Annotated in this window: 12 protein-coding genes and 1 pseudogene; 4 read left to right on the top strand and 9 right to left on the bottom strand. The window is 48.0% G+C overall.

From position 1 onward, the window contains the following. Nucleotides 1-175: 175 nt before the first annotated feature. From EYQ01_09665 to EYQ01_09655, 3 genes and pseudogenes are all read right to left on the bottom strand, one after another. Nucleotides 176-1,023: pseudogene (locus tag EYQ01_09665) on the bottom strand (ATP-binding protein). A 320-nt stretch (nucleotides 1,024-1,343) separates the two neighbouring features. Continuing rightward, on the bottom strand, nucleotides 1,344-3,215 hold the full coding sequence (locus tag EYQ01_09660; protein HIE66051.1) for a hypothetical protein: 1,872 nt from the start codon (nucleotides 3,213-3,215) through the stop codon (nucleotides 1,344-1,346). A 247-nt stretch (nucleotides 3,216-3,462) separates the two neighbouring features. Then, complete coding sequence (locus tag EYQ01_09655) at nucleotides 3,463-4,893, bottom strand: hypothetical protein (GenBank protein HIE66050.1); 1,431 nt, start codon at nucleotides 4,891-4,893, stop codon at nucleotides 3,463-3,465. 568 nt (nucleotides 4,894-5,461) lie between these two features. Between EYQ01_09655 and EYQ01_09650 the strand changes: the two genes are divergently transcribed. Both EYQ01_09650 and higA read left to right on the top strand, forming a co-directional pair. Then, nucleotides 5,462-5,740, top strand: coding sequence for a peptidase (locus EYQ01_09650; GenBank protein ID HIE66049.1), 279 nt, complete (start codon nucleotides 5,462-5,464; stop codon nucleotides 5,738-5,740). 18 nt (nucleotides 5,741-5,758) lie between these two features. Then, nucleotides 5,759-6,046, top strand: a complete 288-nt coding sequence (higA, locus tag EYQ01_09645; GenBank protein HIE66048.1) for an addiction module antidote protein, HigA family — start codon at nucleotides 5,759-5,761, stop codon at nucleotides 6,044-6,046. A gap of 269 nt (nucleotides 6,047-6,315) precedes the next feature. On the opposite strand, the gene EYQ01_09640 is transcribed toward higA, so the two are convergent. The 4 genes from EYQ01_09640 to EYQ01_09625 all read right to left on the bottom strand — a co-directional run bounded on the left by EYQ01_09640 (nucleotide 6,316) and on the right by EYQ01_09625 (nucleotide 8,907). After that, nucleotides 6,316-6,603 carry a 3-oxoacyl-ACP synthase gene (locus EYQ01_09640; protein ID HIE66047.1) on the bottom strand — a complete coding sequence of 96 codons (288 nt, stop codon included), beginning with the start codon at nucleotides 6,601-6,603 and terminating at the stop codon, nucleotides 6,316-6,318. Next, nucleotides 6,578-6,862, bottom strand: a complete 285-nt coding sequence (locus EYQ01_09635) for a BrnT family toxin (protein HIE66046.1) — start codon at nucleotides 6,860-6,862, stop codon at nucleotides 6,578-6,580. Before EYQ01_09635 ends, EYQ01_09640 begins: the two co-directional genes overlap by 26 nt. 609 nt (nucleotides 6,863-7,471) lie before the next feature. Next, on the bottom strand, nucleotides 7,472-8,662 hold the full coding sequence (locus EYQ01_09630) for a hypothetical protein (GenBank protein ID HIE66045.1): 1,191 nt from the start codon (nucleotides 8,660-8,662) through the stop codon (nucleotides 7,472-7,474). An 8-nt stretch (nucleotides 8,663-8,670) separates the two neighbouring features. After that, on the bottom strand, nucleotides 8,671-8,907 hold the full coding sequence (locus EYQ01_09625) for a hypothetical protein (GenBank protein ID HIE66044.1): 237 nt from the start codon (nucleotides 8,905-8,907) through the stop codon (nucleotides 8,671-8,673). A 309-nt stretch (nucleotides 8,908-9,216) separates the two neighbouring features. Between EYQ01_09625 and EYQ01_09620 the strand changes: the two genes are divergently transcribed. Together EYQ01_09620 and EYQ01_09615 are read left to right on the top strand one after the other, a co-directional pair. Beyond that, complete coding sequence (locus tag EYQ01_09620) at nucleotides 9,217-9,426, top strand: type II toxin-antitoxin system prevent-host-death family antitoxin (protein HIE66043.1); 210 nt, start codon at nucleotides 9,217-9,219, stop codon at nucleotides 9,424-9,426. Between the two features lie 148 nt (nucleotides 9,427-9,574). Beyond that, nucleotides 9,575-10,492, top strand: coding sequence for an integrase (locus EYQ01_09615; protein ID HIE66042.1), 918 nt, complete (start codon nucleotides 9,575-9,577; stop codon nucleotides 10,490-10,492). 66 nt (nucleotides 10,493-10,558) lie between these two features. Here EYQ01_09615 and EYQ01_09610 read toward each other — a convergent pair whose 3' ends face one another. Then, the gene (locus EYQ01_09610) at nucleotides 10,559-11,209 is read right to left on the bottom strand and encodes a PEP-CTERM sorting domain-containing protein (GenBank protein ID HIE66041.1); all 651 of its coding nucleotides are present in this window, start codon (nucleotides 11,207-11,209) and stop codon (nucleotides 10,559-10,561) included. Between the two features lie 205 nt (nucleotides 11,210-11,414). Then, nucleotides 11,415-12,749 carry a hypothetical protein gene (locus tag EYQ01_09605; protein ID HIE66040.1) on the bottom strand — a complete coding sequence of 445 codons (1,335 nt, stop codon included), beginning with the start codon at nucleotides 12,747-12,749 and terminating at the stop codon, nucleotides 11,415-11,417. Nucleotides 12,750-12,760 lie beyond the last annotated feature (11 nt).

The raw sequence follows: 12,760 nt of genomic DNA, 5'->3' as shown, positions 1-12,760 counted from the left end.
AAGGATCGATCTTCCATCCCTCCGACTTCGCTACGCTCCGTCTCCGGAATGGAAGATGAAAACCTGCCGGAAAACTAGACTTCAATGAAATCTTGACCGTAATACCAGATGCAACTAAATCTAACCCAAGTGCTGCAGTATTCGACTGCCCCCCGCTGCACTCTTCGACTGGCGTTTATACATCGAAGTTGGAAATCCCAAGCAGTCTGTGGAGGATACCGCTGTCCCGGATATAGAAACGTGGTGATTTGATAAGGCGTTTTTTGACATTGGCGTGCCAGGGTTCAAGACGATTCACCAGAAGCAGATCTATCAGAATATCGAGGTAGTGACGGACTGTTTTTCCATCAATTTCCAGATTGCCTGCCAGTTTCGAAAAATTGACAGTCTCGCCCTGAAGATGCGCCAACATTGTCCAGAGTCTTCGAAGTCTGACGGCGGGAACTCTGAATCCCAGTTGAGGAATATCCCGCTCCAGATAGGTGCGGATCAGATTTTCGAGCCAGTCCATACTGAACGCATCCGTTTCCGAAAAATAACTGTCGGGAAAACCTCCACGCAGCCAGAGCTTTCGGATGTCTGCCGACTGCTGCGCGGGAACTTCCAGTAAATTTAAGCCGGTCATCTCGATATAGCTGATACGACCCGCAAGACTTTCCGATGATTGCCGCAGTAAATCCATGGAGGCTGACCCCAGAAACAGGAATTGTTCACCTTTGCGCCCTGATCGACGGTTTTTATCAATCAGACCTCGCAGAACCATAAACAGATCAGGGGCACGCTGGATTTCATCCAGAATGACGAGTTTGTTGCTGTGCTGAGAAAGGAATGTTGTCGGATCATTGAGCTTTACCAGATCTTCCGGCGCTTCGAGATCCAGGTGGATGGATGGACGATTTTGAGCAATGGCTTGTGAAAGAGTGGTTTTCCCGACTTGCCGTGCCCCCAGAGGGCTACAGCAGGCATACGCTGCACCGTTTGTTCAAGTCGGGTTGTAATCCACCGCCTTATCATACATTGCATTTTCGTGTAACAACCCCGTAAATACAATGTTAAAACAAAAAAATAATGTTGCTCGACTCCAGCTTTCCGGAAAACCAACCAGGTAGGTGGAAGCGATATTTTCGAACAAGCTTACCGCGAATCTGATGCCCGATCAGAATCCTGAGTATGAACATACCTGAAGCTGGGGGCGTCGACCCCGGATCATGAAAGAACACATTGTTAATAACCACATCCGGCCTCAGCGCGGCCGGCTTCAGGGGGATCAGAGATCCTTAACCGAATGGAAGTGCAGCGGGCCCTACCGGTATCAGTGTTTCGGCGCGCTGGGACAGCGGGCCCTACCTTTCATGCTGATCAAGGGACTCCAGCAGTTGTTTCAGCCATTCTTTCTGGGCATCGAAAAGGTGTTTTTCGTCCACCTGTGCCGCCGACCCGGCTGCCGCAGTGTAATTCCCCAGATTGAACATCAGATCGGCTCTGACGTAATGAAAATTTGAGACCATGGCCGAGGCGATGATTCGCTCGGAATCCATTGTTTGAAAGATTTCTTCTGCCTCATCCAGTCGTTGGTTCTGGAGCAGAGCGGAAGCATGATTGATCTTAAAGGCATAGGACTCGGGAGCGGCGTTCAACAGGGTCCAAGTCAAGCTGATGGCTTCTTCGGGCCTCTGTCGAGTGATCAAAAGCGCTGCGGCATAGTTATTGACCAGATCCTTTCGTTCCGAATTAAGCTGGTAAGCTTCCTTTGTAGCTTTCAGGAAGAATTCTGAATCCTTGTTCCCGGCAGAGGCTGAAATCAATTCAATCCAGTAATTGAGGGTTTTGGGGGTGTCCGATTCCGTATCGAGCAACAGGGCCTGTGACATTTCGGTGTATCCGATCGAGTTCAAGCCATGGGCAATCTTCATGAGAAGGTTGAAATCCTTGAATTTAAGCTGATCCAATTCCTCGATCGAGCGCGAGGCGGCCACCGGTTTATCAAGTTTGTAGTTCGCCAAGCCCTGGAGAAAATGAGAGTAAGCAATCAGTTCCGCGCTATCCGGGACATCCCCCCGTCCCTGAAGCGCCAATCCGTACAGGCTCTCCCATTCTTCTGACTCGATAAAAATATCCGCGAAGAGGATCCAAATATTCGAATTGAACGAAAACTTTGAATTATACTCTTCAATCAGTTCGATCGATTCCTCCGTCGCCTTCAAAGCGTGAAATGCTCTCACCAAAGACAAGGTCTCCATCGAAGAAGAGGGATCCCGGTTGTATTCCTTTGCCAAGCGGATTCCCTCCGCGTTTCTTCCGAGGGCACCCAGCAACATCCAATAGCCGGCATGAGGCAGGATAAAACCCTCCTGAATCAGATCGAGCTGTTGAAGCGAGTCATCATAGAGATCCGGATCCTTTCTGTAATCGGCGACTCTCAACAGAAGCTGATTGGCGCTCAGCCACAACTCGGAAATATTCTGGTTTTTTTTCAATAGACTCTGAGATTCCATTTTTTCCAGAGAAGAGCCCCAGATCATCAAATAAGCGGCACGATACATCTCCAATTCGCTGTCTTCGGAGATTTCGGTTTTTTTTTCCAACCGCTTCCATTGCTCATCAAATTTCTGAATTTTACCTGTTTCAAACAAAGCCTTGAGGTAGGATTTCTGAAGGTCGAACGATTGCTCATCCGGTTCGAGGGATTCGGTATAGTTCAGAAGAAAGCTGTGGTTGGGATAGTCCTGGTAAAAATCATTAACCAAGCCGGAATAAGTTGAATTCGTGTTTGTAAGCTGGAAAAGCCAGTTGAAAAAACGCAACTCCACAGCGTAGTCACGCTTCGAGGCCTCCCGCTTCATTCCTGTCCGGATGGTGCCTTCAACCAGTTCGGGGTTTGCCAGATTGTTAAACATGGCTGAACGCCATCCATGATAGGATTTCTCCCAGTTCTCAGCCTTCTCTTCCAAAACAGCATTTCGTTTCAGTGACCATGCCTGCGCAAGATCCAGAAGGCTTACTTCAACGATGGGGCTGAATCCTTCCGGAGAAACCGTCCATATCTTCGTGAGGCTGATAAGGGGAAGAATTATAATCAGAGGAGAGATCATAAGAGCTATTCGAAAACCGACGTCATTTAAAGCGACGGTGACCAGTCTGCTCAACATCGAAGCATCCGCGAATTTTTCGGCAAACTTCCGCTTTTTTTCTTCTAATTTATCTGTCCACTTCATGATCGATTTCAATAGATCCGAAAAGAAGGATCAGCCTTTGCTGCTGAATTCACCCATCATCCCTGATTTTTATTATGTTGTAGACTCGGAGAGGGGAGCATAGCGAATTTATTTTTTAGCGGTCGGAGAATGATTTACAAAATAAACGATGGGTCGAATGCGAGCTCAGAATCAGAAGGCAAAACGATAAGGGATGCGAGCCCAGAAGATGAAATGATGGGTAATCGACCATGCCTACAAATGTTGGCTACAAAACCGTGAGTTCTCCATTTTTCAGCATCTCGGCCACCTTGGCGAATACCAGCATTTTTCGGATTGAAGGGGTATCGAACATGCAGCCATCCAGTGCGATTTCTCTGATTTCTGATTGTTTCTGTTTCGGAAGGGTTTCGTAGAATTCCTCAGCAGTCCGCATTTCAGCTTCAGCAGCCTCCTGACGGGATTTATCCTCTTGTTCCTCCCGTTGGGCAACCCGAACCCTCTCCCTCGCGCCGGCGGCTTTCTGAGCCTCCCCATCCGCCTTCTCCTTTTCGTTCTTGAATCCATCCGGCTTGGTGAAGGTGGTATCGGTGATAGAGCTTACCAGATAGGCTGGAATCGATTTGATGCCTCCTGTGTCCTTTTTCACTATCCGGTAGTCGAGCCATTCCAGTCGCTCTTTCACCTGATCATCTCCGAATTGAGCGAGTAATTTACGTGCCTGAGTGCGCCCCACGCCGTGAAAGACGAGCTTTGATTCGAGTTCCGATTCCTCTTCCTCGATCTCAATGTTCACTGGGTCTCGAGGTGTCTTTGAAAATTTCTGGAAGTGGATGTTCCACTTACCCCTGGCAATCATTGTAAATCGATCTTCGACGGGACAGGGCATGATGATTTGAGCGGCCTCCAATTGCTCGATTTCCGGTTTAAGTTGCCGCTTGAGCTGTGCCATATCCTTGTAGGCCGTGCGGCTGAGTCCGATTTTGTTGTAAGCAAAATGTGAGAGGTCGAATTTCCAATGCGTTCTCTGGAAGAACCTCTTGTCCAGGAAACAGTAGATGCGTCTTGCTGTTGGGGAATGGAGTTTTCTGTAAGTTTCCAAGTCCAGGGATTTTAGGTTGCCCTGTTTGGAACTTTCGAAAATCTTCTCATTCCAAGTCACCGTCGAGGGCTCGCCGTTTTTGCCCCAGGTTACATTGTCCACCAAGTGGAATCCGCCACTTTCCCATGTGCCTTCGCCTTTGTCCCTCCAGGTATTATCGTAGTAAAACGAGACTCCGAGCCACCGGTTTATCGATTCCTTTATGCGATCGTAATAGTATTCCTGGTTTGACCAACCGAGCACCGCAATGATCTGGTGGCGGTTGAAAGTGACCACTCGTTCCATGAATCCCTGTATCCGACTCAGATTCAAGAGGCCAAGAATCACTTCATCGTCAAAGGAAGTCGGAAGTCCGTATTCGTCCGAGCCCGTGATGACGAGTTTCCTTGGAACGAGCTCTCCGGTTTTTGCGTCGGTGATTTCGTCCTCGTAGGTGATAGTCTTGATGTCTGAATTGAGACGGTTGGCAAGCGCGGCAATGGGGAATTCAGCAATGTTGAGTTCATCCTTTCCTTCGGTGAAAGCAACGAAACCAGGGAACAGCTTCAGCTGTTCTTCCACCGTCTCTTTCTTTTCGCTTACTTTTTCTTTTACCATTTTTAAACTCCCTCAAAATCACAACAACACAGGCTGAGACTGTTGTTGTTTATTGTTTAAAGTACAAGTTTATAGTTTAGGGCTCCGAAACCACATTATTAGCAACGAGTTACAAAGACATTCCTGAGTAGATTATCGTATGACCCTGAGTAAATTATCGTATTAGAACTAGTGATTTTACACCCATACGCATTCCTATCAGGAAACTCAGCCTGCTTTCGTTCATTCAGCATGGAGTTTTAGAACCTCGGAAAGTGTGACACTCAAGCCATCACCCGATGAGGATTGTCGCCATTCGTGCACGAACCGCACATAAATCTGTTGGGACGATACTCGGCCATATGCTCAAAGAAGCTGATCGGATGGGGTCGAGCTAGACGGCAGCTGATTTATTTCTAGCGAGTTCTTGCTTACGGATTTCATATTCATTGTGCTTTTCCGCTTTCTTTTTCTGTCTTTTGGATTGCTCCTGTTCACGTCTCCGCCTTGAAGTCTCTCGTTCTCAATTTTAGGATTACTGCTGACTTGTGACGCGCTACACGATACAATGGAAATAATAAAGTGAAAAATGATCAACAGTTTTCGGCATCGCGGTTTGAAGCGTCTTTATGAACAAGGAGACAGAAGCAAATTGCCACCGGCCCAGGTTAATCGAATTGAGGAGATTATTTTCCAACTCGATGTGTCGAAAGAAGCTCAGCACATGAATCTTCCCGGGTATCGATTGCATAAACTCACGGGAGCACTGAAAGGGTTCTGGAGCGTTAAAGTGTCCGGAAATTTCCGGGTCATATTTCGTTTTGAGAACGGAAACGCCTACGAAGTCGATCTACTGGACTACCATTAGGAAAAGGAGAATAAAATAATGCCGATGAAGAATCCACCCCACCCCGGACGCTCCATTAAACATGCTTGTTTGGAGCCGTTGAACTTGACGGTAACCGAAGCTGCGAAGGTTTTAGGAGTTGGCCGTCCAGCTTTAAGTGCAGTAATCAACGGTAAGGCAGGAATATCACCGGAGATGGCAATTCGTCTTGAGCAAGCATTCGGAAGCACAGCCGATACGTGGCTTGCAATGCAGACTGCATATGATCTGGCCCAAGCCCGTTTGAATTCAGGATCTATCAGGATAAAGCGGTTGGAACTGGCGTAAAATGCGATCGAATTCCCCCCTGCTCTCCTTTGGTTTTGAAAAGATTGGAAGGCCGGGAAAACTCCTCGTTTGGAAGAGCAGAACAAAGGCTGTGGCCTGACCCATGACTTTGTGCTGTTCTCTTTATTCAGACGTCTGAACGCCTTCATGCAGGCTACGATCAGGGTCTATTGGGGAAGGACAGGGTAATCCCGGTATGTTTCGTTTCACGGTATGGATGTAAACACCGCCCGAAAACTGCGAAGGGTGTATCAACCCTTGGAGGGAAGTCAGCGGGACTCTTCCCTATGGGCTACATAATAAGACCGCAAAATGGCGTTAATACGGCTATGGTATCCTTTGCCCTGACTTTTCAACCACGCCAAAACGTCTGCATCCAAGCGAACGGTTAACTGTTTTTTCCCGGACGGCATTACCAGTTCAGCCTTCTTCCAGAAGTCTTCGTCCAGCTTGGGAATGTCGCTGTAGTCGATGTCCTTATCGCGAATAGAGTTTAACTGCCCCAATCTTTCTTTTGATATGGACAGCTCTTTAAGTGATTTTCGAACAGTAGACATTATATTTCTTCCTTTCTATACGGTTAGCCAAACGTGCTGAAATAATACGGATTCGGCCATCCCTCGTGGTGTGGATAACTGTCACCACAACCTTTTCGACCAACTTCCCAATGCTAATCGTCCGGATTTCTCCATAGTCTTTGCGATCATCGATTCTCGTAAACGTCGGTCCTTCAAAAATCAATGCCGCTTCATCGAAGGTAATCCCGTGCTTCTCTCTGTTGGCTAGATTCTTCTTTTCATTCCATTCAAATTCCAACGTTTGTAGCCTTTTCGCTTAATTTTAAGTATCTACATAATGTAACTACATTAAATGTAGTTGTCTAGAATTTAAATTCGAAGAGTTTTGAGTTATCAACTCGTATCAGAGGCCACATATCAATCGGAGTTTGCATTCACTGAATCATGGATATTTTCGGCCCCGGATAGTCACTGTATTACCGCCTCTCACGGTGGGGTGGATCTTCGAGAAATCGATGTTTTCTCAAGTCGGATTTTGTTTGGAAAACTCAGAGGAATTCAGGTCCATTCAGAGCCTTTAAAAAAACGCATTAAGGGTATAGACAACTAATTCAATTGTTTGGACAACTAATGAAGTTTGGATTGTGAATAACTTTGATTTGGGTTTGGACAACTAATTCAATTGTTTGGACAACTAATTCAAAAGGCCGAAATTGTTTGGACAACTAATTCAATTGTTTGGACAACTAATTCAAAAACAAGTCGAAAAAACATTGTAAGTAGTTTGTGTTGAACATGTTGCACTATTCACAAAAATGCTCCCATTTATTTCCCTTTAATGTTTCCCTTTATTTCTCATTACACGGCCTCCGTCCTAAATGCTTTCAAGAAGGAAATAATATCAAAATTATCGGCCTCCGGCCGCCTCCATAATCCGGTGCGACAAGCGGTGATTTGGAGACTTGGATGAGCGCGTATTTTCCAAGGCATCCGACTTGGCTTCTGCGAGCAGATTATGAAATTTCGTTTCTCCAAGAAGTGCCCTTGCCATCTCCAGAAATTTCTCCATTTCAGACACATTGATTTTTCCCATTTCCAGAAGCTCAATTTCGTAGCTGTCCAGTGGCTGGGTTTTCTGAAGTCGCCTATCGATTTCCTTCTGGGTAATTCCCTTATCCAGGAACATCTGGATGAGCTTTGAATTTGTTCCGGGCGACAGAGATTTTTTTTCTGAGACTTTAATCCATGCTTGAAGCTTGTAATCTTTCTTATCGGTTGTTTCGACCATGTTCACATGAAAGGTTCCAAGGAGGGTCTCTGTGCCATCAAGTTGAGAAAGGATGGATGTTCGGTTCTGAGTCACCAGAAGTTTTCTGTGTGCTTTGTATTTCGGGACAGGGTGACTCACCTGATTCAAGAGCTTGGTTACAGTGATTTCAAAAGGGTTATTTTTACTGTGATGATGAGCCCGGCTGGGAATGTAGAGATAAATGGCCTGGGCTAGTGGACTTCGGATGGAGGTCAGAACTTCCAGCTTGATGTACTGAAGCTCCTTCATGTTATTGAGCAATCCGAAAAACTCGGGAGCAATTGAAACACCGTGGAACCACATTTCGGTTTGGTCGGAGGTGGCCAATTGAGAGTCCTTTCTTCTGATGGGACGCTTCTCGATGTCGATCCGCTCCAGGATCCGGTAAACGTGAGAAATCTGAGTGGTCAAATCACGGATTTGAAAATAAGTATCCATCAAGTCGCCCAGGAGGTCGCCAATAGCTCTGCTGTATCGTCCGCCATTACTGCCGGCGTACCTTTTGCAAAGTTCGTTGAAAGAAAAATGAAATTCCGATGTCTCGGAGAAAATGTCCCGAAAGCTCAAAATGGCAAAGCAGAGGCGGGCATGTCTCACATCAAGTGCCGGCGGTTTCCTGGATTGATGAATCGGATGAAATCCGCCAATGGTGTATTCGCGATCACCGACCACTACCTGGCGAGAACCGGATTGCCTGCTCGCCGCAAAAATTGGACCAATTAGAAAATCCTTCGGGACAAGAGCTCTGATCTCTGTCTTGGTTTTTTTCTCCAACTTTGTTTGCTTCATGGTGTCCCTCATTTCCAAATGTCGTGGACGCTTTTAAACGATTCCGGATGTTGCTTGCAGATATCGAAGCTCTTTTTCAGCAAATCGACCAGCTTCACGTCGTTATCGAGAGCGAACTGCTTGTATGCTTTCACGAACTTCGGATCGACTTTGAAGTTCATCGGCCTGAGTTTGATTTCCAGAGTCGATTCATCGACCTTTGCGGATGTTGTTTTTCTGGTTCTTAAATTTCGTCTGCCAGTCATGAGTTCTGGTTTGCTTTTAAACGGCCATATTTGATTTTCGAATCAGACAAATTGGGGGGTATTGAAAATTCTATATATCTCAAAAAGGAAGAGACCGCAATAAATTGAATTAACGAATTACTTAATCTAGCAAATCGGGCAAACCAATTTTCTCCAGATCAAACTTCGGGTCCTTTTTGTTTTGAAGCCGCTTGAATTTTCTACGTGAGCTTGAAAAGCGAGTGGACTATTATTAAAGAGTTACATAACGTCCCTTATGCTGCTTAAATATATTGCCATTCAATATTTTGACGACTAGGGTCGCATCCCATGAAGACCGTTGGATGCTCTGAAGCAAAGGCTCATTTCTCGGAACGCACCAAACGTGGGCGTCCGGTGGCGAAGTTAAGTCCTGTCTCAAAAAACGACCTGAAGAGCATTTCAGAGGTCTTCACTGAGATTGATAAACTCAGGAAAGGAGCAGTTCTCGGGGACGATCTCAGCATCCGCGAACTCATTGAAGACGGAAGGCATCAGTAGCAATTCTGGATCGAAAGCTGAAATCAACTGCTGAAAACCTCGCGGGTGCAATTTTCGGATCAGCTTAAGAACTCTGATAAGTCCTGTGGACGAAGAAAACGGCATTACAGCGCATTTAAACACTCAGACGCCCCGGAGGTTAGGTCAGATGCCTCAAATCGTTTCTGAGGCCGGTTCTGTGGCTCAGAAGCGGTTCCTGGAATTCTTTGCCGTCACCATCCGGAACCGAAATACCCGAATCGCCTATGCTCAGGCGATTGCCCAGTTCTTCGAGTGGTGCGAATTCAAGGGAATCACCGCACTGAATCAGATCGAGCCGATCGTCGTCGCGGCCTACATCGAGCAACATCCAAGGTCAGACCCCACGATCAAACAGCATCTGGCCGCTCTAAGGATGTTTTTCGACTGGCTGGTCATCGGCCAGGTCATTCCCGTGAATCCAGCCACTTCGGTCCGTGGACCGACACATATCGTCAAACGTGGAAAAACTCCGGTTCTCTCAGCAGAAGACGCCCGTCGCCTCCTGGACAGCATCGATCTCTCCAACGTCATCGGGCTCAGAGACCGGGCCCTGATCGGAATCATGGTCTACAGTTTCGCCCGGGTCGGTGCCGTGGTGAAAATGCGGGGTCGGGATTATTATCCCAACGGAAAGCGCTGGTGGATACGTCTGCATGAGAAAGGAGGCAAATTTCACGAGGTACCCGCCCACCACAATGCAGAAGTCTACCTGGACGCTTATCTCGAAGTTGCCGGAATCAAAAATGACAAGGACGGTCCCCTCTTTCGAACTTCCCGGGGGAAAACCCGAAAGCTAACCGAATCCCATATGCATCGGGTCGATGTCTACCGCATGATCAAGCGTCGGGCCAAAGCGGCCGGTATTTCGGAAGCCACCTGCTGCCACACCTTCCGGGCCACCGGGATCACCGTCTACATGGAAAACGGAGGCACCCTGGAGAACGCTCAGGCCATCGCTGCTCACGAATCTCCCAGAACCACAAAGCTTTACGACCGGTCAGGAGATCAAATCACCCTGGATGAAATAGAGAGAATCGTGATCTGATCCGTACAAAGAAAAAGCCACGGTTTTCACCATGGCTTTCTTTTGAAATTATCTAAAAATACTTCTTCAGGCAGCGCTCTGTGCACGGAAGCGTCGGAACGCGGCAAATCCCAGCATTCCCAATCCCATCATCGCCGCGTAGGCAGACGGTTCAGGCACCGCCGTAATCGTTAAAGAAGTGGCTGAATTAACATTCCCATTATCTAATCCAATGGCGGCTGAATCAGCCAATAGAAGCTTCCAAGTGCCATTGATATTTTCTGAACTCAAGCTATTAAAACCGCTAAAGAGAGAACTGGGGGCATAACTCCCGTCGTAAGTTGCATTGTTTGCCGGCAACTCGATTCCATTATCAAGAAACTTGGCGGTCTCAGTAAAATTAACTGTTGTTTGATTGTTGCCGGTAAGAGTAGCAAACACCGCCACACTGGTGCCATTGGGAGATTGCAGACTGGCTGACAAGTTGGAAGGTCCACTCCCCTGTGAATTTGTATCTGTATAACTCATAGTCAGATTCAACTCCATTGAGGCAATTCCGGAGATTCCCTTTCCCGAAAAATCAAAGGTGAACTCCGGTATACTGGCATCGTTAAAATTTTTGCCCACCTCGTCCCCGCCCACCGCAACCGTGACTTGCGCATTCGTCGCTATAGTTCCTCCTAGGACGAGGGCGGCTATCAAAAGTGCCTTTTGGGTCTTGTTAATACCGATTCCCATTTTATGTTTATGTTTACTGACACTATTCAGCTCTGTATAGCAGTCAAGAATTTAACACTGCCCGGACTATTCTCCTTCCGGCTGCTGATTTCGTCAAGTTTAAATCTGGCTTACTGTGGGCTGAGACACCCGATTCCCGCACCTTTTCAGCAGTATCGCCCTCTATCGCATCCAACATGTTAATGTAAAACAGCTTCCCAACGGTTCACGGAACGGATTGCACAAAAACGTTGCCCGTGCCTGAATTCGTGATAATTGGATTGATTGAGGTGTATTCGATGAAGTTTGTGGTTTCACCGATGTCCGTCACAGCATTCAAAACAATCGTGGTGGCGAGAAGATCCACCACCAAGGAATCCGCTCCGAATTCCTTGATGTCTCCACCAGAATTGATCGTAATCGTCTGTCCAGTGGCCCCCACTTCATCGACGCTGACATTGACCGTATTATCGATCCGCACATCGCCGGAGGTCGCCACCATCTCGATCACATTGAGCTTCCCTCCGCCCGACTGGTTGAAGGTCAGGTTTCCGGTTCCCGTATTCATACGAGTTACCGTGGTTGCCGTGGAGAGGACGTTCGTGATGGACACGGTTCCGGTGGTCGAGACTATGTCGAATTCGGTCACCGTCGTATCCAGGGAAACGAGACCAGTTCCGCTCGTCACAACGAATTTAAAGGCGCTGATATTGTTGCCGACACCATTGGAGTCAGTCACCCCTCCTCCATTAACGGCCACCGTAACTTGCCCTAGTGTCGAGCCCGCATTGATGGTTCCCAAAGTCGCGCCGCCCGTGCCGCCTCCCGAGGTATTCACGGTGATAGCCACGGCGGACGAGGTGTTGTTCGTCGTTGTTATGGAAACACCACTTGCTTGTGTAAACCCTTCCGTGCCCGCTCCGTCCTGGTTAGCAAGAATCGAGATGGTGTTGGCCGTGGCATTCAAATCGGCATTAAAGGACACCGCATTCTGTGCGTTCAAAACGGCGGTCCCGACTGTGGTGAGCGTGCTGGTCGCCACAGTAATGGCATTGGTGGTCAGGCTCAAGGCGCCGCCTACGGCTCCTCCCTTCAAAGTGCTGGTACCGGTCCCGGAGGATTGAGTCAGGCCGCCCGAGGTGTTTACCGTTCCCATGAAAGTGACATCGCGGGCACTATTGATTGTCAGGCTGTTCAAAGTCGTCGTTGCACCCAGACTTCCCTGGAAGAGCACATCGCCTGTGCCGGCCGTCAAGGTAAGCGACTGAGTGCCGGTTGAAGTCCCGTTGATCGCGCCTGTTACGGTGATATTGCCGGCGCCACTGCCCGTGCTCAAGGTCGTACTGTTTTGCAGGACCACGGTGCCGGTTAAAGTAATCTCACTGGTCGTCGTCGTGTGAACGCCATTGGTCTGGATGGTGCCGGCGGTCACGCTCTGAGCCCCGGTGGTCGTCGCGTCATTCAGTTTGGCCGTGCCCGCACTTCCGATCGTCAGGCTGCTCAGAGGCGTCGTGCCTCCCACCGCACCCCGAAGGTCCACAATACCCGTTCCAGCCTCCAACGTCATCGACT

The organism is Candidatus Manganitrophaceae bacterium (genome assembly GCA_012960925.1).
Lineage (GTDB): Bacteria > Nitrospirota > Nitrospiria > SBBL01 > JAADHI01 > DUAG01.
This window is presented reverse-complemented; position numbering and strand designations above follow the sequence as displayed.

Bases quoted from the DNA above. Each gene is read 5' to 3' on its own strand.
- higA (HIE66048.1), top strand. From the start codon at position 5,759: ATGCCGATGAAGAATCCACCCCACCCCGGACGCTCCATTAAACATGCT.
- EYQ01_09655 (HIE66050.1), bottom strand. From the start codon at position 4,893: ATGGTAAAAGAAAAAGTAAGCGAAAAGAAAGAGACGGTGGAAGAACAG.
- EYQ01_09640 (HIE66047.1), bottom strand. From the start codon at position 6,603: ATGTCTACTGTTCGAAAATCACTTAAAGAGCTGTCCATATCAAAAGAA.
- EYQ01_09625 (HIE66044.1), bottom strand. From the start codon at position 8,907: ATGACTGGCAGACGAAATTTAAGAACCAGAAAAACAACATCCGCAAAG.
- EYQ01_09620 (HIE66043.1), top strand. From the start codon at position 9,217: ATGAAGACCGTTGGATGCTCTGAAGCAAAGGCTCATTTCTCGGAACGC.
- EYQ01_09610 (HIE66041.1), bottom strand. From the start codon at position 11,209: ATGGGAATCGGTATTAACAAGACCCAAAAGGCACTTTTGATAGCCGCC.
- EYQ01_09660 (HIE66051.1), bottom strand. From the start codon at position 3,215: ATGAAGTGGACAGATAAATTAGAAGAAAAAAAGCGGAAGTTTGCCGAA.
- EYQ01_09650 (HIE66049.1), top strand. From the start codon at position 5,462: ATGATCAACAGTTTTCGGCATCGCGGTTTGAAGCGTCTTTATGAACAA.
- EYQ01_09630 (HIE66045.1), bottom strand. From the start codon at position 8,662: ATGAAGCAAACAAAGTTGGAGAAAAAAACCAAGACAGAGATCAGAGCT.
- EYQ01_09615 (HIE66042.1), top strand. From the start codon at position 9,575: ATGCCTCAAATCGTTTCTGAGGCCGGTTCTGTGGCTCAGAAGCGGTTC.